This window comes from Paenibacillus sp. FSL R7-0128 (genome assembly GCF_038002245.1).
GTDB classification, from domain to species: domain Bacteria; phylum Bacillota; class Bacilli; order Paenibacillales; family Paenibacillaceae; genus Paenibacillus_AQ; species Paenibacillus_AQ silagei.
In genome coordinates this window covers 6,027,723-6,048,932 of the sequence record NZ_JBBOCD010000001.1, presented here as the reverse complement: position 1 = coordinate 6,048,932, position 21,210 = coordinate 6,027,723, and the positions used below count along the sequence as shown (strand labels likewise).

Annotated in this window: 17 protein-coding genes; 12 read left to right on the top strand and 5 right to left on the bottom strand. The window is 52.1% G+C overall.

Annotated elements, in window-relative coordinates; translation table 11 throughout:
- Window positions 1–42 precede the first annotated feature (42 nt).
- Together NST26_RS25500 and NST26_RS25495 are read right to left on the bottom strand one after the other, a co-directional pair.
- A complete protein-coding gene (locus NST26_RS25500) occupies window positions 43–915 on the bottom strand; it encodes a DMT family transporter (RefSeq protein ID WP_340980106.1) in 873 nt (290 codons plus the stop codon).
- Between the two features lie 25 nt (window positions 916–940).
- The gene (locus tag NST26_RS25495) at window positions 941–1,909 is read right to left on the bottom strand and encodes a metallophosphoesterase family protein (protein WP_339250606.1); all 969 of its coding nucleotides are present in this window, start codon (window positions 1,907–1,909) and stop codon (window positions 941–943) included.
- An 893-nt stretch (window positions 1,910–2,802) separates the two neighbouring features.
- Here NST26_RS25495 and NST26_RS25490 point away from each other — a divergent pair.
- Window positions 2,803–3,573, top strand: coding sequence for a DeoR/GlpR family DNA-binding transcription regulator (locus tag NST26_RS25490; protein WP_076079406.1), 771 nt, complete (start codon window positions 2,803–2,805; stop codon window positions 3,571–3,573).
- 85 nt (window positions 3,574–3,658) lie between these two features.
- Here the strand turns inward: NST26_RS25490 and bglX are convergent, their stop codons facing one another.
- Both bglX and NST26_RS25480 read right to left on the bottom strand, forming a co-directional pair.
- Window positions 3,659–5,893: a beta-glucosidase BglX gene (gene bglX, locus NST26_RS25485; RefSeq protein ID WP_340980105.1), complete on the bottom strand. Its 2,235-nt coding sequence runs from the start codon at window positions 5,891–5,893 to the stop codon at window positions 3,659–3,661.
- A complete protein-coding gene (locus tag NST26_RS25480) occupies window positions 5,862–9,221 on the bottom strand; it encodes a GH36-type glycosyl hydrolase domain-containing protein (protein WP_340980104.1) in 3,360 nt (1,119 codons plus the stop codon). Before NST26_RS25480 ends, bglX begins: the two co-directional genes overlap by 32 nt.
- Window positions 9,222–9,629: 408 nt before the next feature.
- Here NST26_RS25480 and NST26_RS25475 point away from each other — a divergent pair, with 408 nt between their 5' ends.
- The 5 genes from NST26_RS25475 to NST26_RS25455 all read left to right on the top strand — a co-directional run bounded on the left by NST26_RS25475 (window position 9,630) and on the right by NST26_RS25455 (window position 15,166).
- Window positions 9,630–10,565, top strand: a complete 936-nt coding sequence (locus NST26_RS25475; protein WP_036725975.1) for an ABC transporter permease — start codon at window positions 9,630–9,632, stop codon at window positions 10,563–10,565.
- A 27-nt stretch (window positions 10,566–10,592) separates the two neighbouring features.
- A complete protein-coding gene (locus NST26_RS25470; protein ID WP_036725974.1) occupies window positions 10,593–11,489 on the top strand; it encodes a carbohydrate ABC transporter permease in 897 nt (298 codons plus the stop codon).
- A gap of 79 nt (window positions 11,490–11,568) precedes the next feature.
- Entirely contained in the window at window positions 11,569–13,143 is a 1,575-nt protein-coding gene (locus NST26_RS25465; protein ID WP_340950605.1) for a DUF3502 domain-containing protein, read from the top strand.
- Between the two features lie 65 nt (window positions 13,144–13,208).
- The gene (locus NST26_RS25460) at window positions 13,209–14,231 is read left to right on the top strand and encodes a LacI family DNA-binding transcriptional regulator (protein ID WP_340950607.1); all 1,023 of its coding nucleotides are present in this window, start codon (window positions 13,209–13,211) and stop codon (window positions 14,229–14,231) included.
- A 56-nt stretch (window positions 14,232–14,287) separates the two neighbouring features.
- A complete protein-coding gene (locus NST26_RS25455; RefSeq protein WP_339250593.1) occupies window positions 14,288–15,166 on the top strand; it encodes a sugar phosphate isomerase/epimerase family protein in 879 nt (292 codons plus the stop codon).
- A 72-nt stretch (window positions 15,167–15,238) separates the two neighbouring features.
- Here NST26_RS25455 and NST26_RS25450 read toward each other — a convergent pair whose 3' ends face one another.
- Window positions 15,239–15,418, bottom strand: coding sequence for a hypothetical protein (locus NST26_RS25450; protein ID WP_036697495.1), 180 nt, complete (start codon window positions 15,416–15,418; stop codon window positions 15,239–15,241).
- A 206-nt stretch (window positions 15,419–15,624) separates the two neighbouring features.
- Here NST26_RS25450 and NST26_RS25445 point away from each other — a divergent pair, with 206 nt between their 5' ends.
- From NST26_RS25445 to NST26_RS25420, 6 genes are all read left to right on the top strand, one after another.
- Entirely contained in the window at window positions 15,625–16,815 is a 1,191-nt protein-coding gene (locus tag NST26_RS25445) for a hypothetical protein (RefSeq protein WP_340980102.1), read from the top strand.
- 814 nt (window positions 16,816–17,629) lie between these two features.
- Window positions 17,630–17,947, top strand: coding sequence for a hypothetical protein (locus NST26_RS25440; RefSeq protein WP_076079414.1), 318 nt, complete (start codon window positions 17,630–17,632; stop codon window positions 17,945–17,947).
- Window positions 17,948–18,063: 116 nt separating this feature from the next.
- On the top strand, window positions 18,064–18,843 hold the full coding sequence (locus NST26_RS25435) for an SDR family NAD(P)-dependent oxidoreductase (protein ID WP_340980101.1): 780 nt from the start codon (window positions 18,064–18,066) through the stop codon (window positions 18,841–18,843).
- A 402-nt stretch (window positions 18,844–19,245) separates the two neighbouring features.
- Window positions 19,246–19,578, top strand: a complete 333-nt coding sequence (locus tag NST26_RS25430; protein WP_340980100.1) for a DUF3139 domain-containing protein — start codon at window positions 19,246–19,248, stop codon at window positions 19,576–19,578.
- Between the two features lie 129 nt (window positions 19,579–19,707).
- Window positions 19,708–19,974 (top strand): hypothetical protein, encoded by a 267-nt coding sequence (locus NST26_RS25425; protein ID WP_339250580.1) that lies wholly within the window; start codon window positions 19,708–19,710, stop codon window positions 19,972–19,974.
- A 269-nt stretch (window positions 19,975–20,243) separates the two neighbouring features.
- Complete coding sequence (locus tag NST26_RS25420) at window positions 20,244–21,203, top strand: ABC transporter permease (RefSeq protein ID WP_340980099.1); 960 nt, start codon at window positions 20,244–20,246, stop codon at window positions 21,201–21,203.
- The last annotated feature ends 7 nt before the right edge of the window (window positions 21,204–21,210 follow it).

Here is a 21,210-nt window from a genome sequence, read left to right as displayed (position 1 = left end):
CATCATACGGTTTCAATTCGACATCTGTGATAGTTATCCTGCTTACCCCCAGATGCCAATTAGCAGAATTCCGCAGAAAATGACGACCGAGCATATCATCCGCCGCAGGCCCTGCCGCTCCTTCAAGAGTAGCACACCGAGGAGCGTAGCGAATATGGTTCCGATCTCCCGCAGCGGGCTGATGTGGGCGAGCGGTGCCTGCTGAAGTGCGAACAGGAACAGCAGATAGGAACCCGGATTCAGCACGCTGCCCAGCAGGATGGTGAACTTGTTGCGGCGCCACTCTTCAAGCAGCTTCCGCGATCTCAGGACGGCCGGGGTCAGTCCGGCCACGAAGCCGATATTCGTCACCTCAAGCAGCGCTAGCGGCGACATATGCTGAAGATTCAGCTTATCGACGAACACATAGCAGGTGGTGCATAATCCCACGCAGAGGGCCATGAGCATCGGAGTATAGTAGCCGAGGGTGGTGCCGGAGCCGGAGGAAGCCGGGAGGCTTCTTCTTGCGCCGATTCCGCTGAGGACAGCGAAGCCGCCGAGCATGCAGCAGATCCCGATCCAGCCGTAGACAGACAAGGATTCCTTCAGGAAAATAACGCCGATCAGCGGGATCAGCAGCGTGCTTGTCCCCCGCATCACCGGGTAGATCTGGGACAGGTCGCCCATCTCATAGGTTATGGATAAAAGCCAGGAATACAAGGCCTGCAGCGCTACAGAGAGCAGCAGCAGGGCGTAAGCACCGGCGGCCAGCGGCTGTGTCCACAGCTCGATAAGCAGGACCGGCAGCAGCAGCACTGTGGAGACCATCATGATCGACCACAGGAAGATGCTTTTATTCAGGCTTCTTTTGGTGAACATGCTCCACACTGCGTGGCACATTCCGGAAGCCAGCACCAAAAGAATTGGCAGCAGCATGGATAGTCAACCCCTCAGGAAGTAGTTAGTGTTGTGAATCGGCAGCAGAGAGAGGTGTATGGGCAGGCTGTTCAGTGCACCTGGAGCCGTCTGCCAGCCGGAGCCAGGTATCGAAGGACGGATGGTCCTGCTCTAGACGGATGACGCGGGCGCCCCGCTTGAGGTTGTCGTGCCCGTAAGTATTATAGCCGGTTGCCCGGCCATAGCTGAGGCGGATGCCATGCAGCGTACCGGTGAAATCATTGATATGGTCATGTCCGCAAAAGGTGCCTGCCACATCGCCCATCTCTACGAGCGTAGCGAATAACCCTGAATTCAGAACCGGAGCACAGACCCGTTCATACTTGTGTCCATAACAGACTTCGGTGTTCCACATCTGGTCATATTCGGGCAGCGGGATATGGAAGAACGCCAGCGCAGGCCGCTTCGCTTGACCTTCTCCGGGATTCAGCCGCGCAGACTGCTCTGCCAGCCAATCCATCTGGTTGCGCCGGACCCAGCTATACCCGGGAATCTGTTCCAGCGGAGAGTAGGCACCCGTATCGAGCATATAGAGGATGGCTCCCGCATGATTGCCCGCGCCCTCAATCTCCAGGACGTAATTGCTTGAACCGGCAAGCTCCGCCGGACCAGCCTCAGCCAGACACTGCGGGGACTCCTGAGCAATCTCCATCAGCTCGCTGTAGGTCACTCCATTCTCCGTGTCGTGGTTGCCGAATACGAACGCCCAAGGCACACCGGAATTCACTACAGCAGCCACGGCATCGCGGAAGGCCTGCTTGGGGTCCTGGCAAGTCAGCTCGCCTTCACGGACCGGCCCCGTATAGATCGTATCCCCTGTGAAAATAACCAGGTCCGGCTGCTCCGCCTCCAGCACCAGCTCCATCAGCTCCCGGGTCTGCTGATCCTCTGCTCTTCCATCCATCCAGTGCAGGTCGGTGAACTGTACGATGGTGAAGGTACCGTCTGGCCGAAATGATAATTTACTGTTCATGCGGAAAATCCCCTCTCTTGTCAATCCGATTATGGGTTAAGCGGTAAGGCGTGTGGTGATGTAATAGTGCGGTGTTTGTTGATTCACTGTGTTGTTGATTCGTGTTTCTTTATGTTGTTTCATGTTGATTTTAGGCTCGGATGGTTATTCTGTCAAGCTTCATTTCGTGCTGGTTGTATTCTCTGCAATAGAATTAGCACGAGATTAGGCAAAAGCTCATTCTGCTGTAGTTCATACATTAGATTTCACTAATATAGCTTCAAAACCTCTTCTTAGCAGAATTCTAGTGTACAAAGTGCAGCAGAGGCTATTTTTCGGAAGATTTTGGAGTAATCTGCTGTATAAAGTACAATGTGTGCCACACCTACATGCCTACCAAGGATTTTTCTGTGGCAAGGGGTCCGCATTGACAAGTGGAATTCAGATTCATATACTGGTGAAAACAACATCAATACACTAGAAACAACATTCCAACTAGGGATACCCAACATACATTTTTTTGTACTAACTAGTAGAGAATCAGAAATAAATAAGTGATTTCATTCCATAAATATGGTATGGTATGAAGCTGCGTTCTTAGCAAAGCAACAGGGATAAGTGTATTCTGTGCAACTAAAAACAGTGAAACGGGTGGGCTTCCTCTTCTAATTGTAGTTCGTACAACTAAATTTGCCCGGATGGGCGAAAATCCAGATATAGAGGCATTTTAATTGCAGGAACTACAACTAAACGGAGATTTGGCAGCACATAAGGCGATTTAGTTGTACAAATTGCAATTAAGCCTCCCCCTTGCACACTAAACGGGCGCGGTAAACCCTCAGCAAGCCATTAGTTAGTTAAAGTAATTAAAAGTACAATCACTATAAAATCCACAACGACTGGAGGAAGCATAGATGTCGCTGACCTATGAAGAACGCAAGCACACGATTCTGTCCCAGCTGGACCTTGAGGGCAAGGTGCAGGTGCATTTTCTTGCGGAACGGTTCGGGGTGACGACGGAGACGATCCGGCGCGATCTCGACCGGCTGGAGAAGGAAGGGCGGCTGCGCAAGGTGTACGGGGGAGCGGTGCGAATCCGCTCGGAGAATCATGAGCCTACGTTCATGAAGCGCGCCCAGATGCATCTGCCGGGCAAGCAGGCTATCGGCAAGCTGGCAGCCTCGCTCATTCAAGACGGTGAGACGGTCATCCTCGACAACGGGACAACGACCCTTGAGATTATGCGAGCGCTTAAGGACCGTACACAGGTGACGGTGATTACGAACTCTGTTCCCGTGCTGAATTGTGCGCTGGAGCAGTTTGCGGGGAAGGTTATTTTTGCCGGGGGTGAGGTGAATGCAGGGTATCAGGCGGCAGTAGGGGGCACCGCGCATGATCTGCTGGGGCAGTTCAAGGTGAATAAGGCGTTCATCTCTGCTGGAGGGATCTCACTCTCGGAGGGGATCACCGACTACCACCTGGAGGAAGCCCTCATCTCCCGCAAAATGATGGAACGGGCCGAGGAATCCATTCTGGTCGCGGATCATTCCAAATTCGGCATCACTACCTTTGCCCAGATCGCTCCGCTTGAGCATATCTCCATGGTGCTGACCGACAGCGGCTGCTCTGCGGAATGGAAGGATACCTTTGCCCGGCTGGATATCGAGCTGCTGACCGGGGCGTAACGCAGAGCTATGCAATATAAATAGCGCCAATCCATACACTTGTGAAGTGTTGGATTGGCGCTATTTGTTATGTCTATGGGCAGGGTCAGCCGATCCAGATCCGCTGCGTGCTATGGTCGCCGGAGTTGGCACCGAGCATAATATCGAAGTCTCCAGGCTCGAACACGAGCTGATCCTCCTGGCCGTAGAACATGAGCATGTCTCTGGTAATCTCGAAGGATACCGTCTGCTTCTCATGCGGGGCAAGGGTAATCTGCTTGAAGCCCTTCAGCTCTTTGCCGGGACGGACCACACTTGCGGTAACATCGCGGATATAGAGCTGAACGGTCTCCTTGCCGGTAACCTCCGAGGTGTTCTCCACCTGGATGGAGGCAAGCACCTTGCCGTCTGCCGCAGCTTCTACCGTAAAGCCGCTGTAGGCAAACGTAGAATAGCTCAGGCCGTAGCCGAAGCAGAACAGCGGATCATTCGGAATATCCAGATAGCGGGTCACATAACGCACATTCGGATACTGGGGATCATAAGGGCGTCCTGTCTGATAAGCGTTATAGTACACCGGAATCTGTCCCACGGAGTAAGGGAAGCTCATGGAGAGGCGTCCGGACGGGTTATAATCGCCGAACAGCACATCTGCAATGGAATTCCCCGACTCCGTGCCGAGGAACCAGGCCTGTACCAGCGCGTCACTTGATTCAAGCACTGGTGCAAGCTCTAGCGGGCGGCCGCTGAACACAATGGTGACCACCGGCTTGCCGGTTGCCTTGAGGCGGTGGATCAGCTTCTCCTGATTGGCGGACAGCCGCAGGCTGGCCTTGCTGCCGCCTTCTCCGGTATCCTGCTGATTCTCGCCGACTGCGGCCAGAATGACATCGCAGTCCTTCAGCTGCTCGTAAGCCGCTTCGGAAGCATCCTCCACATCGAATACACCCTCCAGCATACTTCCCAGCTCGCCGGTCATGGCTGTGAGCAGGTCCGCTGCCGGGATTTTGCCGGTGATGCCGGTGTAGAGGGAGACCGCAGGGTCTTTCTCGGTACCGGCCCAGCCGCCAAGAACATTGATCGAGGTAGCGAAGGGACCGGCGAGGCCAATCTTCATCCCGCGCTTCAGCGGCAGGACTCCGCCTTCGTTCTTCAGCAGAACGATCGAGCGGGCGCCCATCTCGCGTGCCGCCTGAAGGTGCTCAGGACTTGGCTTATCGGCTTCGTCAGCTACAGGGTCGGCATCCTTGAACGGATTGTCGAACAGGCCGAGGGCATCCTTAAGCTCCAGTACCCGCGTAACCGCTTCGTCGATGAGGCGGAGGTCGAGCAGACCTTCCTGGACCAGCGACGAAGCGTGGTTCAGATAGTGGGTGGACATCATCTCGATATCAAGTCCCGCTACCAGGCTCTTCAGGGCAGCTTCACGTCCGTCTTGCGCTGCGCCGTGGGGCACCAGCTCGTTCACGGAGTTGAAGTCGGCGATGGTTACGCCATCGAAGCCCCATTCCTCGCGGAGAATACCGCGCAGGAGCTTGCTGTTGCCGCTGGACGGAATGCGGTCAATGGTATTGAACGCAGCCATCACCATAGCGACACCGGCATCTACTGCCGCCTTGTAGGCTGGCAGATAGAACTCGCGGAGCACGCCGGTGGACATGTCCACCGTGTTATATTCACGGCCGCCTTCAGGCGCGCCGTAGCCGGCGAAATGCTTCACGCAGGCAGCGATCCGCCCCGGCTCCTTCAGGTCCTTGCCCTGGTAGCCCCGGACCATGCTCTCGGTCACCCGGGCGTTCAGGTAAGGGTCCTCACCGGAGGTCTCCATGACCCGGCCCCAGCGCGGATCGCGTACGAGGTCGGTCATCGGAGAGAAGGTGAGGTGAATGCCGGCGGCAGCGCTCTCCCGCGCAGCTACTTCAGCGAACTGCTCACAGGCATCAAGATCGAAAGAACAGCCCATGGCGAGTGGAATCGGCAGAATGGTCCGGTAGCCGTGAATGACATCGGCCATGAAGATCAGCGGGATCTTCAAACGGCTGGATTCCAGATGCCGGGTCTGCAGCTCAATGACATTCCGTGCGCCGATGCCGTTCAGAACGCTTCCGATGCTTTTGATTACCTGCGGCTCGATATTAAGTTCTTTGAATGGACCCGTCAAATCCACGGTATCATCCAGACCCCAATAGTATGGACCAAGCTGGGTAAGCTGGGCTAACTTCTCGTCTAGTGTCATATCGTTCACGAGATCCTGGATAAACGGTTTAGTCATGGCTAACTCCTTCGTAAGCGTACTGAAAGTTATTGTGTTACATAGATATGCAGCTGATATGCAGCTCATCGCCGGGCAGGCTCAGCAGGTGATTCTTGGCAATGCTTACCGCGCCCGGGCGGTATGGATTCGGTAGTACCTGACCGGTTACAGCAACGCCTGCTGCCTGCACTTCCGGGGTGCGGGCCTCACCCTCACCTGCGCTAATGTGATAGACGAAGGTCATCTTCTTGCCGAAGCACTCATAAGTGAAGCGCAAGCCGTCAAGGCTGGCCGGAAGGACCGGATCGATAATCAGCTCTTCTTCACTGAAGCGGATACCCAGAACGGCTGAGATCAGCTGATTAAGATAGATCCCGGGACCGCTGGAGTACAGCCGCCAGCCGCCCTTCACTTCTACGCTGCCGTCACGCAGCTGGTCGAAGTTCTCCTGATAGCTGTAACGGTCAGGGAAGTCGCCGTCCGAGCTGCTGAAGTACATGTTACTCTGGCGCAGCTGGGCATTAGGCACGCTCTGCCGGATGTTGATCGGGTTGATCTGGAACAGGCCATCCCAGGCACGCTTCGCTTCGCCCAGCTTGGCGGAAGCTTCAATATAGCGGATATGGGCATGTACATATTGCAGGCTGATCTCACGGCCGACGCTGGCTGCTTGCTCCGCACGGCGGAAGATGGTGCTTACGCCGCCTTCATAGCGGGCAGGACGGTCCATCAGGCGCACGCCATCCGGGCAGTTCAGGTGCTCGTCGATCAGGCGCAGGTTCTCTGCCGCCTGCTCCGGAGTAACCAGCTCGGCAATAATACTGCGGGTCATCGGCAATAACCGGTAATGAATGCCGGTCTCTGTATCCAGCGGATGAAGCATATAATCAATGCTGCCGTCCTCCTGGAAGTAAGCGAAGCCGGCGATCACGCCGTCTTTGATCAGGAGGGTACGGAATGATTCCTTCATCTCTTCGGCCATAGCTGACAGGCTGGCGGAGAATTCAGGATCGGCGGAAGTCACCTGGGACAGATTGCGGATTACCTGGAAGGCGAGCGCGACCGTCCATGCGCTGACCAGCTTGGTCTTGAGCGCTTCATTGGCAGGCTGCAGGGTGTCATCCCAGTCGCCGCCGGCATAGTTGATCAGAGCTGTGCCCGGTACGAAGCGTTCACGGATGGTCTCTACAGCAGCCTTCACATGTTCGAGGACTGTTTCGGTCTGCTGGCTTGGCTGAGCATCCGCCAGATGGTGATAACCGATTTTCTCGTTAAGAATCGTGTAGTCTCCGGTAGCCATGATGTAATCGCTGATGCATTTCAGCGGCCAGAGCACGACGTCGCCATGCCATTCATGAGCCTGAACCGGATGCTGGTCGAACATGAACCATTGCGGCCATTCCTTGCTCTCCCACAGCTGATGCGAATAGATCTTCAGCAGAACGTTGCGGGCCAGCTCATAATGCTGGGTCATCAGGAAGTATTCCATCGGCCCTTGACAGACATCGCGTGTCCCCCAGGCTGCTCCGCCCGGCTGTTCAAGGCCATGCGGCATGATGAAGTGGGTCATCGCATTATGGGTGTACCACCATGCGGTCTCATTCAGAATGTCGATCCGTGACTGCTCCGCGCCATCCAGCTCCAGCTGGAAGCCGGAAGTGAACGAAGCGTAGAATTCGTTAAACGCTGCCTGTTCCTTCTCCAGTGTGTAAGGTGCCGCCAGTGGATTAGCATCTGCTGCAGTTAGTCTGCCCTGAATCACAAGCTGGAAGCCGGAGGACTGCGTTACCGACAAGGTGAGCAGAGTGCCGTTGCGCGGTTGTCTGTCGGCAAAGAACATCCGGTCATCGCTGTAGGTATATGCGGTTCCCGGCAGCTGGATATCGAAATGCAGGCCCGGATAAGGAAGCTTCTGAAGTAATGCTTCATCAGGAAGAAGCTGCAGGATGCTGTCCTTCTCTTCCACCCGTACCGGATGCTGGAATTCATGCTCGCCCATGACCAGCTGGTTCGTGATCAGATAATCATAGGATTTGCCCAGCTTCGACTGTACCTGCAGCGCGACATCCGGCTGGCCTGCTGCTGCGATCGAAGTAACGGTCAGTACATCGTCTTCCAGCTGATAATGCCATTTCGCAAAATTCACGCCCATCTCGTAAGCCGCAGGCAGTGTAAGAATCCGGTAAACCCCGTCCATGCGGACATAGATCCGCTGACCGCTATTGCGTTGAATGTTCAGCAGGCCGCGCGGCGTAGAGAGCCCTTTATGGAAAGAGGTATTCCCCACCACGGCCTGACCGTTGAAAAGACCGTACATATAGTTAGTGGAGGAGATCAGGTTATTGTCTACCTGCTTGTCGCCCAGCAGCGAGGTGATAATATGGCCATGCGGACGTTCCACCAGCAGCTCCTTAGGCTGCAGAACCACATGGACATGCCCGTCTGTGAAGAAAGAGAGCAGCTGGCCGTTCTCTATCTCCTCAAGCTTCCGGTTAGGGAAGGTGTCATCAATCTCGGCCTGTGACCACTGTGGGGAGACATAAGGCTTGCCGATGTCGTCACTCAGCACAGGAACATCCCGGCTTGGCACGGCTTCCTTGCTGCTCCAGTCGATCTCTGCATAAGCTGCCTGCAGCTCAGCCTGGAATTCAAGCCCGGTTACAGCAGCCGGATGATTCGGACGGAACAGGCCGTAGAAGGCGAATTCAACGGGAGCCGACAGGACCATAGTCTCGGTCTGGAGTGCGGTATAAGCCAGCTCGTATTGATAATTACGGTTCTGCAGATTGCCGGCAAGCGCCTCAGGCACATAGCTGCCTTTATAGGAAATGCCGAAGAATTGCATACCATCCGTGGAGTAGCCTACTGTCCGCGAGCCGACTACACCCTGCTGAAGATAAGGGAAGTTAGTTCCCTGCGGCTGGTTCTGGCGCGAGCAGACGGCGTAGCCCTGCGGGCCTTCCCAGATGCTGTGATCCAGATATTGGCTCATATACAGCTCATTAGCGAGAATGCCGCCTTTGTCTGCAATGCCGACATCCTGGCCATACACTACATCTACAGTCTCGCCGTTGCCGGAGAGCTGAAGCTGCCAGAACCAGATGCCGTCCTTGGCCGGTGCGAAGGTAACGCGGTAGCTGATTGCTTCTATAGAACCTTCAAAAATCAGTTTGTCATCGGTACGGGACAGCTTGGAGCCCGACTTAATACCTAGCAGCGGATAGCTCTGGATTCCTTGCTCCGTATATACGCGCAGATAGATATTATTGGAAGAGCCTTCTGCCGGATTACCCTGGAACAGATTAATAAGAGTGGAGCCCTGCGTGAATTCAAAAATATCTCCTGTAGGCAGGAATGTATACGACAGGTCATCCCGGGTTAAGGTAATCATGTTCATTTGTTGTTTGAATATCATATCGAGCCTCGCTTTCCAGTGCTTAAGTTAGGACATGAAATCGATCAGAACGGGGGAATTCATCATCAGATGTCACAAAAAAATGGCTGACATGTCCATGTAAAGAATAAATAGAAACGTTTCCATAGGCGATACATTTCGAGTTTAGACTTTTGACTGAAAAAAGTCAATTATCTATAAAAAAAACGGCTTTTCATCTATTATGTACAGCGAAATGTAATTTTATTACTTGTTATTTAAAAATAAAAAATGTTTGACAGCGTATACAAGGAAGGAGTATGCTCTGAGCAGGGGAAACACAAAGAAATAATGGAAACGTTTCTATATGGTCGAAAAGGGTTAATTAGTTGCAGTAGAATGCTTAATTAGTTGCAGTGGAATGCAATGTTTAATTTGGAGGTGGGTTCATTGGCAAGATTTGTACAATCGGGCGGAAATGTTGTCCGGGAATTATTGAAGAACAAAGTGCTGTATCTCATGCTGCTGCCTGTCATTGTGTATTTTGCTGTGTTTCATTACGCGGTAATGCCTGGCGCTTACGTGGCATTCGTAGATTACAAGCTCAACAAAGGGATCTTTGGCAGTGACTTTATCGGACTCAAGAATTTCGAGTTCCTGATTCAGAACGGAGACCTCTGGAATATCACCAAGAATACTTTGCTCTACAATCTGGTGTTCCTTGCACTGGGTAACATCATCCAGATTGTATTTGCCATCATGCTGTCGGAGATTGCAGGCAAGTGGTTCAAGAAGATCTCCCAGTCGGTTATTCTGCTTCCGAACTTCATCTCGATGGTTATCGTCGGTGTGTTCGCGTATAACCTGTTCAATTTCAACTCCGGGTTTATCAATACGATGCTTACCAGTACGGGCTTAGACAAGATTGAGTTCTACTCCGACGCTGGAATCTGGAAATACATCATTGTAGCATTCAAGATCTGGGCAAGTACCGGTTACGGTATGATTGTCTATCTGGCAGCTATAACGGGGATCAACCATGATCTTTATGAAGCAGCCTATATGGACGGTGCCACTACCTGGCAGCGTATCCGTTATATGACTCTGCCGATTCTGAAGCCAACCTTCATTCTGCTCCTCCTGTTCGGTATGGGCGGAATTCTCAAAGGCTCCTTCGACCTCTTCTACAATCTGATTGGAACAAACTCCGTGCTGTATCCGCAGACGGATATTATAGATACGTATGTCTTCAGGTCGCTCGTAGGACAATTTAACTTCTCCATGGGTGCTGCGGTAGGCTTCTACCAATCCTTATTCGGTCTGGTTCTGGTGCTTGTGGTTAACTTTATTGTGCGCAAGGTTGAACCGGACAGCGCGTTGTTCTAAGACAAGATAAGAAACAGGGGTGTTAATATGGCAAGTAATACTATTAAACAGGATTCAGGCAGCATTTTCATTAAGGTGATCAGCTACATTTGCATCTCCGTATTTGCCCTGTTCTGTGTGTTTCCTTTTGCGCTGATGATTTCCTCCTCCTTCATGAATGAGCAGGAGATTATCCGCGAGGGGTACAAGCTGATACCGAATGAGATCTCTTTCAAGGCCTATGAATTGTTGCTCAGTAACTCCTCCAAGCTGGTGGATGCTTATCAGGTAACGATCTTTATCACAGTCGTCGGTACGGTGCTCGGGCTGTTCATGATGTCCATGGCCGGATTTGTCCTGAACCGCAAGGATTTCAAATACCGTAACTTCTTCTCCTTCCTGATCTATTTCACCACCTTGTTCAGCGGAGGATTGATTCCGACTTACATTCTGATGGTTAAGCATCTGCACCTCAAGGACAATCTGTTCGCCATGATCCTGCCGGCGGTGGTAGGGGCGTGGTCGATCTTCCTGATGCGTAACTTCATGAAGGCGATCCCGGATTCCCTGTATGAATCAGCGACGATTGACGGCGCAGGCGATTTCCGCATCTACTGGCGGATTTTCATGCCGCTGGCGGTTCCGTCACTGGCAACGATCGGACTGTTCTCGGCACTAGGCTTCTGGAATGAGTGGTACAACGGAATGCTGTACATGGACACTCAGAGCAAGTTCCCGCTCCAGTACTTCCTGCAGCGCATGATCAACCAGGCGAATATGGGCAGTCTCATCAACTCGGGGGCGGTCATTAATACAGCCGATCTGCCGACCCAATCGATCAAAATGGCTACAGCCGTGCTGGCCACAGGCCCGATCATTCTCCTGTATCCATTCATTCAGCGTTACTTCGTAACCGGTCTTACCATCGGTGCTGTCAAGGGTTAATGGACGCCTGCTTCAAATGAAGGGTGTTTGTTATAGATGCAAAAACCATAATATAGAAAAGAAAAGGGAGGCTTACCGAATGAAAGGTAAAAAGATTGCTTCTTCTCTAGCCGCTGTCCTCATGCTTACTGGAGTGCTATCCGCTTGTTCGTCAAGCAATAATGCAAATGGTGGAAATACAGGCTCGTCGAACACTCCATCCACTTCCACTAATTCCGGAGGCGTAGACACTTCTAAGGAAGCGAAGCTGACGTACTACCTGTGGGGCAGTGAGGGAGTTACCAATAAAGACATTCTGGCTGAGATTAACAAGAAGCTTAAGGCCGATCTGAATACTACGCTTGAAATCAAATATATTGACTGGGGTGACGTAGCGACCAAGTATCCGCTGCTGTTCGCTTCCGGCGAATCGTTCGATCTGTCGCATGCTTCTCCGGGTGCTCCTGTGTCCTACTACACCCTGGCTACTGAAGGCGCGCTGACTGACATTACCGACATGCTGGACAAGGTAGCGCCTAAGCTGAAAGCGGAGATTCCAGAATCCTCCTGGCAGAACACCAAGGTGGATGGCAAAATCTACGGCGTACCGAGTCTGTTCAGCGAATATACGCCTGCCGGTTATGCTTATCGTACCGATCTGCTGAAGAAATACGGTATGACTGAAATTAAGACAATCGATGATATGGTTAAATACATGGATAATGTGGTTGCCAATGAATCCTTCCCGCCAATTAACGGTAAGGCTGAGGATGCACAGAACATGTACAGAATGCTCGTAGATACTACAGGCATGTGGCTGAACGCACCTGGTATCTCGCTTAATGAATTGAACCTGGTCACTAAGAGTCCAGAGGATTACAAGACTGTATTCCATCCGGCCTTCACTCAGGAATTCGAGGATTGGGCTGTGAAAATGCGTGAGTGGGGCGACAAGGGCTACTGGGGCAAAGACGTTCTGTCCGCTTCCCTCGGCAGCAAAGACAACTTCAGAGCCGCGAACTCTGCGGGTTATCTGACTCATGCCCAGGACTGGATCGGCCAGTATGGCGGAGATATCAAGGCGCTGCCTGACGCTCCTACAGCCTTCTATACTTTTGCTGAAGCCAATAAGAAAATCAAACGTAAGATGGGTGTAGACAACTCAACCGTTATTAGCGCCAATTCCAATAATCCAGAGCGTTCTCTGATGGTTATTGAGAAATTCATGACAGATGAAAGCTACTACAACCTGATGCAGTACGGTATTGAAGGCAAACACTATATCATTGAAGACGGCGTGAAGAAACAGCCTCCAGGCTTCAATGAGAAAACAGACGGCGGCGGCTTCTCGGCTTGGTCGCTCAGAAACGACAAGTTTGTGATTCCTAGTGATACTGAGAACCCGGTCCGTAAAGACCTGTTCACGGCATGGGATAAAGAAGCGATCGATGATCCGTACAACGGCTTCAGCTTCGACCCGGCTAATGTAACTACTGAAATTGCCTCGATCTCGAACGTGAATGCACAGCTTGGTATTCAGCTCATGCTGGGTAAAACAAATAAAGATCCAAAAACGGCTGTAGCAGAATACCGCGATCAGCTGAAAAAAGCAGGAGTTGACAAGGTCATTGCCGAAGTAGAGAAACAATTGGCAGATTTTACACCTGTTAACTAAAAGAATGTATAGGTTACAGGGGAGCTATATCTTATAGCTCCCTTACCTATAAATGGGGGAGTAGAGTGGACGTAAACATTAAGGATATCGCCAGGATATCCGGTGTCGGCATTTCAACAGTGTCCAGAGTGATCAATAACAAGGGTCTGGTGAGCGATGCCACCCGGGAGAAGGTACTGAGTGTCGTCAAGGAATATAACTATATTCCCAATTCCAATGCCCGAAATCTAAAGACAACCCAATCCAAGAATATTGCACTCATGGTAAAAGGGATTACTAACCCGTTCTTCTCCATTATGATTAAGGAGATTGAACGTCAGGTCAATCTGCGCGGCTATCCGTTTCTCATCCATCAGGTAGAGGACGGCACCGATGAGATCAATGCTGCCATTCAGCTGGTGAAGGAGAAGAATCTTAGCGGTATCATTTTCATGGGCGGTACCTATAACCACTCCGAAGAGAAATTCAAGCAGTTAACGGTTCCATTCGTACTCACGACCATCACCACCTCACAGGAAGTGGACCCGTCTATCTTCTCAAGCGTAACGATCGATGAATCCAAGGAAGCCTATAAGGCAACCTCATATTTACTTTCGCTTGGACACCGGAACATCGGCTTTCTCGCCAAATCCCCTTTACTGGAAGACACCACAGGCAGCCGCCGCCTTCTTGGCTACAAGATGGCGCTGGAAGAACATAACATAACTTATAATCCGGGATTCGTAGAGGATTGTGAATACAGTCCAAGCTCGGGCTTCAACGCTGCACGCAGATTGCTGAACCGCGACAGAACCGTAACTGCTATCTTTGCAGCCTCTGATACGATTGCAATCGGTGCGGCCAAAGCTGTGCTTACGGCAGGCTTATCTATCCCCGATGATATTTCGATCATCGGCTTCGACGGTATTGAGATGGCCGAATACTATCATCCTGCACTGGATACGATCAGCCAGCCGGGCACTGAAATGGCGTTGTCCAGTGTGGGCGTGCTGTTCGACCTGATTACCAAACATTCCTCCCATCAGCATATTGTCTATGATGCGGTATTGCTCAAGCGTGGCTCTTGCAAGATGATTAAGGGCCGGTAACAGCAGGGCGCTTACTATAAAACTAACTGGAGTTGATATTAAGGATGCAAGAATCTTTGAGAATAGGCACTTTGGTCCGTGGCGGCGAAGCCGTCCAGGTCATTCCGCAGATTGTGGAGCATGGCTTCGAATCCTTTCAACTGAATTTCTGGCAGACGATTGGCGATACCGATCTGGTGGAGGCGGCGGCCCGGATTCGGGAGTTGGCGGCGGAGCATCACTTCGTCATTTCTGCTGTCGGCATCTATGGTAATCCGCTTGGCGGCAACCCCGAGAGCGGGGATACCCTTGCGGGCTGGGAGCAGCTGATTGAGCACGCTCACTTGTTCGGGACGGACATTATCGGCGGCTTCACCGGACGGCTGCCCGGCTCGTCGATTGACGAGTCGCTTCCGAGATTCGCTGAGGTATTCGGCGAATTGTCGAAGCGGGCGGCAGACAAGGGTCTGCGGATTGCTTTTGAGAACTGTGCGATGGGCGGGAGCTGGCAGAAGGGCGACTGGAATATCGCGCATAACCCTACAGCTTGGGAGAAAATGTTCAACGCCGTTACGGCAGACAATCTCGGGCTGGAATGGGAGCCTGCCCATCAGCTCACTGCGCTGATCGATCCGATCCCGCAGCTGCGCAAATGGGTGGATAAGATCTTCCATGTGCACGGCAAGGATGTCACTATCGCCTGGGATATCATCAAGGAGTACGGAATTCATGGACCGAAGTCTTATGTATGGGACCGGACACCGGGCTTTGGGGATTCGAACTGGACGGATATTATTACCATTCTCCGGCAGGGCGGCTATCAGGGCACGATTGATATTGAAGGCTGGCATGATCCGGTTTATCAAGGTGAGCTGGAGATGACCGGCCAGGTCCATGCGTTGAATTACTTGAAGCATTGCCGGGGCGGCAATATGATCCCAAATCCGGTTGTATGAGTATAAAAAGAAAGACCTCATGGTTCACATCTGCTGATGTGGCCGTGAGGTCTTTTTGGTGATTAATTGGGATTATATAAATCGCTTGATCGTCCAATAGGGGACGGTGAAGGTCCCTTTATTCGTTTCAATATGCAGTGCATCTGCGGAGTGGTCGATTTGGCATACTCCGGTGTACGTTTCTCCGCTGATCAAATGCACGCGCTGGCATAGATTGGAGAGAAGTGCATGCTGAATATCCTGTTTAATCATACTCTTCACTTCCTCCTTGAATGCAGTATGCTTGTAAATCTCTGTACTTATTATTAAACACGAATAGGAGATTTTAACAGCAAAATTGGTTACAGTTTTGTACCATTTCACACCTACATAGTTGGCCTCAGATGGAGTAACATGTTCATGTACTGTCAGAGTAATGCTCTGCTCAGAGGGTATATATATTCTAGGAGGTGTTACCGATGAATAAAACGACCAGATTACAGCAGATAACCGTAACTCTTCTTACCGCAGGTCTACTTACCCTGTCAGGCTGGGGAGCGGCGGTTTCCCCGGTTCAGGCAGCAGCACCGGCCCCAACTCCGCCGCAGGGATGCAGCACCGGAGATCACGGGCTTCTTAAGGATCGGCAGAAGGCACACCAGGGAGCGGAAACACAGCCGCTGGCCTTCTCGGATGTAGAGTTCCTAAGCTCAGATACGGGGCGGGCAGCCGGGAATGGGTTCCTGATTGGAACCTCGGACGGCGGCTGCCATTTCCAAAAGATCTATGAAGGACAGTGGAGCTTCCAGCAGATTGATTTCCCGGATAATGTTCACGGCTGGGCGCTTGCCGCTGTTAAGGACGGACAGGCAAAATATCTGTTAAGAACGGCAGACGGCGGCTCTACCTGGACAAGGCTGTCGAACCAGGCAGTAACCTTTGAACGGATAGAGTTCTTGGACAGCAACCAGGGCTTTGGCTACAACCGCGCATCTACATATTATACGAAGGATGGCGGGGAGAGCTGGAGTCTGATCAAGACGCCTGCCAACACACGCGGAGCAGAATTCACCAGCAGGAATAACGGCTGGGCTGTGGTAGTTGTTCCCGGGAGCGGCTATCGGGTAATGAAGACAACTAACGGCGGAGCAGCCTGGAAGCAGGTACTTAGCGCCTCCACCCTTGAGGCGAATTACGGACAGATCTACGCCAAGGACAGTCAGGTGTATGCGCTGCTGTACGGCGGCGTCGGCATGTCGCAGACCTCCTATTCCCTCTACGGCAGCTCTAACTCCGGCGGCAGCTGGACCCGGGTGATTGCCCAGGAGACCGCAGGCGGCGGTCCGGCTCCCGGCAGCGGCGTAGCTGTAGCGAAGAAGGGCCCCGCTTCGGGCACCCCCGGCAATATGGTGCTGATCGGCAAATCGGCAGCCTTCCTGGCAGGGTACCAGCCGGCAGCGGAGCAAGTGGGCATCGGGCTCACCAAGAACAACGGACAGAGCTGGAAGAATCAGCAGACCGTTCCCGGCTTCGAAGGAACAATCTCGTTCACCGATGCCAATCAGGGCTGGATGGCTGTGAAGGATATGAATAGCTCCACCCTCTACGTGACGAAGGATGGAGGTGCTACGTGGGCAGCGCGGTTTTCTTTTGAGACGGCAGGGCGGTAGGTTGTCCGTAAGATAATGACGAATGGCGCAGGAAAGAATGAATGACGAAGATGAATGACAAATGACAAATGACGAAGGTCAAAGGCAAAGACAAAGACAAAGACGGGTCTTCTCCCTATGGGGGCGGGCCCGTCTTGATTGTTGTAATAGGAGCAATCGGCCCACGCGGCGCTCGCCGTCCCGTTGTAATCGGTTTTTCGATTACAATCGGCTCACGCGCCGCTCGCCGTCCCGTTGTAATCGGTTTTTCGATTCATTCGGCCCACGCGCCGCTCGCCGTCCCGTTGTAATCGGTTTTTCGATTACAATCGGCCCACGCGCCGCTCGCCGTCCCATTGTAATCGGTTTTTCGATTACATTCGGCCCACGCGCCGCTCGCCGTCCCATTGTAATCGGTTTTTCGATTACATTCGGCCCACGCGCCGCTCGCCGTCCCATTGTAATCGGTTTTTCGATTACATTCGGCCCACGCGCCGCTCGCCGTCCCATTGTAATCGGTTTTTCGATTACATTCGGTCTACGCGCCGCTCGCCGTCCCATGGTAATCGGTTTTTCGATTACAATCGGCCCACGCGCCGCTCGCCGTCCCGTTGTAATCGGTTTTTCGATTACATTCGGTGCTCGCAAGCAGGCCCGGCCTGAATGTATGCGAAAAACAGCATACGTTGTGTTCGGCTGAAACGATACCGTCCTTTAAATGAACGATATCGTTTCTATTGTGGTGCAGCAGAAGGACAGGTATTGTGGAGAATAACGTTTGCTTTGGTGTAACACTTGTGATTAGCGGGTAATGGGATAGCATAGGGGGTGAAGTATGGTCAGACCCGTTAGAATACTCTGGATAAGCGCTGTAGTAGTGAATATCGTAGGATTGGCCCTCTTTCTGTTACAGACGAGCCCGGGGTTCAGCCAAGGGTTTATCCTGGATGTTGTAAATATAATGCTGCTCCAGATATTAGGCATCCCCTCTGCGGTTTTGGTTGTTGCGTCGCTTCTTCTGTTGAAGTACACAAGGAAACCGCCAGGCTGGGCGGGGTACATAGGAATCTTCATCATGATAGGGGCACTGCTGTGGATTGGGGGATATTTTCTGCTTTTTGCAAGGCTAATGCTATTTGAGAACGTCCGGTAAAAATAATACTTTACTGATCGTTCTCGAATATGCTAAAATGCTAGTACGAGGCAGATTATTTTTTTGGCTATAGTAGAACGAACGGTCTCAAATAAAACAGATGAGGAGTGGTAACGATGGGGAAGCTTGACGGGAAGGTTGCATTGATTACTGGAGGAAATAGCGGGATAGGGCTGGCTAGTGCCAGGCTATTTGTGGCAGAGGGCGCAAGAGTGGTCATAACCGGCCGTAATCCGGTATCTCTGCAGGCGGCGGTAGAAGAGCTGGGTGCGGAGCATGTAGTTGCTGTCCAGGCGGATGCGACTGATCCGCAGAGTGCGGTGAAGGCTGTGAATGCAGCAATAGAGGCCTTCGGCAGACTGGATGTGGTCTATGCGAATGCAGGAATCGCGGGTTATACACCGCTGGGCAGCACAGAGCTTGCCACCTTCGAGGAAGTGCTCCGGATCAATGTGACCGGTACCTTCTTCACCGTCCAGGCTGCACTGCCTCATCTGAAGGCCGGAGCTTCCGTCATTCTGACCGGCTCCGTGTTAGCCAAGGCCGGAAGACCCGGCAATTCCGCTTATGCTGCCAGCAAAGGAGCAGTCAGCAGCATGACGAAGGTACTGGCCTCCGAGCTGTCTCCGCTGGGCATTCGCGTCAACAACATCGCGCCTGGCGTAACGCGCACTCCAATCTGGGGAGAGTCGGCGATGGATAACTGGAAGCAGGTCGAGGCAGGCATGGCACTGTCGATTCCTCTGGGCCGTGCGGGTGTACCCGAAGAGATCGCTAAGGTCGCCCTGTTCCTGGCTTCCGATGATTCTTCGTATATCCAAGGTGCAGATATCGCCGTGGACGGCGGTGCAGGCAGCTCGCCGCTGGGCGCGCCGGTATACCGGCAGAATGCATAACGCGTAAGTATAAGCTACAAGCCATAAGTTACGAGCTATAAGCTGCAAGCCACGAGCTACGAGCTACAAAAAGGCACAAAAGCACCTACGGGGTGTTTTTGTGCCTTTTGTATAGGGGATTTATGATATTCGTCTAGTGCGGAGGCGGATATAGTGTATGCGAAAAACTGAACACAATGGGACCGGGTGCACCGCATAAGCCGAATGTAATCGAAAAACCGAATACAATTGGATCGGGAGCGACGCATAAGCCGTACTTTTATCGCAGTGCCAGACGTATTTTCACAGAAAAACCGCATACAATGTGCTGGCATTCATCAGTGTGGTAAAATGAACTGACACATGTAAAATTATGTTATTCCCACTCAGAGCAAAAACTAATGTTGAACGGAGGTTATCCGCATGAGGCTTACTAACCGGGGGACGATAATTGCTGTGCTGGTACTCGTTGTTGTTGCAGGAGGGATCTACCTGTCGCTAACCGGGTCACCTTATAAAAGAAGCCACATCGCTAATGAGGTCAAAGCATACCTGATTCATACTAGAGCGTATCCCGAAGCAGATATTCAAGAGATCCGTGGAGTCTATAGCTTGAAATCGGGCGTTTATGAAGCGGAGGTACGGTATAAGGATGAACCTGATCAGAATTATACATACGCCAAAGTAAATGGAGCGTTCAGACTGGTTGGGGTCAGCAGCATGTACGGGAAACATATAGATGAGACTTTTTATTGAAGATTGAATTCCAATAAGAGGTAAAAGGTCTGTGCTGTCGAATAAAAGAATAGATATACAGAGGGAAAAGTTCGCATGTAAGGTTATTGTTGTGTAAACGCTCACAATTGATGCAGGAGGCGAATCAGGATGGATGGAAGCAAGTCGTTAATCTATCAAATTCTCAAGACGATTGAAGAGGGCAAGGAACCGGTGCTGGAGAACCTGGAGGGCGTGACCATCGGAGGCTACCACAGCGCGCTGGAACAGATCGCAGAGAACAAGCTGGCGAGCAATATCAGTTTCTCTGTTAGCGGGAAAGGCAAGAAGGCAGTCCGCGTCGCGAATACAAGCGGCTCTAAACTGACTGCGCAGGGCGTTAATTATATTCATATTCAGGACAGCCGCAGCTACTAGCCTGCACTTGATCCTGGCAGGAATAAACGATATTACCCGAACACCCGCAGACTGGAGATAGGTCTCCTGCTGCGGGTGTTTTTTGCTGTGGGCAGAAGGTGGCTTACCCCCTTCTTCGGATAACCGGGGCCGATCCGGGTGAATCCGGTTACAGTAGAATAACCGTCCCTCACAATCGGATTTTGCCTTATGGCCTGCAGTGCCGTTACTTATAATGAAGTTACGACAGCGGCGGCCGTGCAGGCAGCCAAGGAAGGAAGAGAAGAGAGATGAAACTTCGGATTAAGGAGAGTCAGAACGGCTTGCCGGCATTACCAGTCAAGACCGGGGGGCTGGGGAAGACACTGCGCAGGGACTGGTTCCTGTATGCGATCCTTGTGCCTTTTGTATTATGGTATATCCTGTTTGCCTTTAAGCCGATGTACGGGCTGCAGATTGCCTTCAAGGATTACAGCGTTTTTCAGGGCATCGCGGACAGTCCGTGGGCAGGCTTCAGCCACTTTGAAACATTCCTGCAGAGCGATTACTTCCTGCGGGTGCTGAAGAATACACTACTGATCAGCCTGTACAGCCTGTTATTCGCATTCCCGGCGCCGATCCTGCTGGCATTGCTGCTTAATGAAGTGAAGAATGCCATGTTCAAAAAAACGGTGCAGACCATTACTTATCTGCCCCACTTTATCTCTGTTGTCGTTGTATGCGGCATTGTAACCAATCTGCTCGCACCCGGCAACGGTATCGTTAACCTCCTGCTGGAGCAGATGGGCTTCGAGAAAATTTATTTCCTCGCCGTGCCTGAGTATTTCCGCACCATCTTCGTCTCGATGGGTATCTGGCAGGAAATGGGCTTCTCTGCCATTATCTACATTGCAGCGCTGGCAGGCATCAATACGGATCTCTATGAGGCGGCGGTGGTAGATGGAGCTAATAAATGGAAGCGTATTCTAAATGTGACGCTGCCAGGAATTCTGCCTACGATCATGATCATGCTGATTCTGAAGATCGGCAGTCTGCTGGAGGTCGGCTATGAGGCGATTATTCTGCTCTACCAGCCTGCAACCTACGAGACGGCAGATGTCATCAACAGCTATGTCTACCGGGAAGGGATCTTGAACGGCCGTTACGACATGGCTACAGCAGTCGGATTATTCAACTCGGTTGTGGGGCTGCTCCTCATTGTAATCTCTAACCGGCTCAGCAAAAAATACACCGGCAACGGTCTCTGGTAGGTGAAGA

Excerpts from the sequence above, each read along its gene's own strand:
- NST26_RS25445 (WP_340980102.1), top strand. The coding sequence starts at position 15,625 with ATGAATAAAACGACCAGATTACAGCAGATAACCGTAACTCTTCTTACC.
- NST26_RS25495 (WP_339250606.1), bottom strand. The coding sequence starts at position 1,909 with ATGAACAGTAAATTATCATTTCGGCCAGACGGTACCTTCACCATCGTA.
- NST26_RS25465 (WP_340950605.1), top strand. The coding sequence starts at position 11,569 with ATGAAAGGTAAAAAGATTGCTTCTTCTCTAGCCGCTGTCCTCATGCTT.
- NST26_RS25450 (WP_036697495.1), bottom strand. The coding sequence starts at position 15,418 with ATGATTAAACAGGATATTCAGCATGCACTTCTCTCCAATCTATGCCAG.
- NST26_RS25435 (WP_340980101.1), top strand. The coding sequence starts at position 18,064 with ATGGGGAAGCTTGACGGGAAGGTTGCATTGATTACTGGAGGAAATAGC.
- NST26_RS25425 (WP_339250580.1), top strand. The coding sequence starts at position 19,708 with ATGGATGGAAGCAAGTCGTTAATCTATCAAATTCTCAAGACGATTGAA.
- NST26_RS25470 (WP_036725974.1), top strand. The coding sequence starts at position 10,593 with ATGGCAAGTAATACTATTAAACAGGATTCAGGCAGCATTTTCATTAAG.
- bglX (WP_340980105.1), bottom strand. The coding sequence starts at position 5,893 with ATGAGCTGCATATCAGCTGCATATCTATGTAACACAATAACTTTCAGT.
- NST26_RS25430 (WP_340980100.1), top strand. The coding sequence starts at position 19,246 with ATGAGGCTTACTAACCGGGGGACGATAATTGCTGTGCTGGTACTCGTT.
- NST26_RS25500 (WP_340980106.1), bottom strand. The coding sequence starts at position 915 with ATGCTGCTGCCAATTCTTTTGGTGCTGGCTTCCGGAATGTGCCACGCA.
- NST26_RS25490 (WP_076079406.1), top strand. The coding sequence starts at position 2,803 with ATGTCGCTGACCTATGAAGAACGCAAGCACACGATTCTGTCCCAGCTG.
- NST26_RS25420 (WP_340980099.1), top strand. The coding sequence starts at position 20,244 with ATGAAACTTCGGATTAAGGAGAGTCAGAACGGCTTGCCGGCATTACCA.
- NST26_RS25480 (WP_340980104.1), bottom strand. The coding sequence starts at position 9,221 with ATGATATTCAAACAACAAATGAACATGATTACCTTAACCCGGGATGAC.
- NST26_RS25440 (WP_076079414.1), top strand. The coding sequence starts at position 17,630 with ATGGTCAGACCCGTTAGAATACTCTGGATAAGCGCTGTAGTAGTGAAT.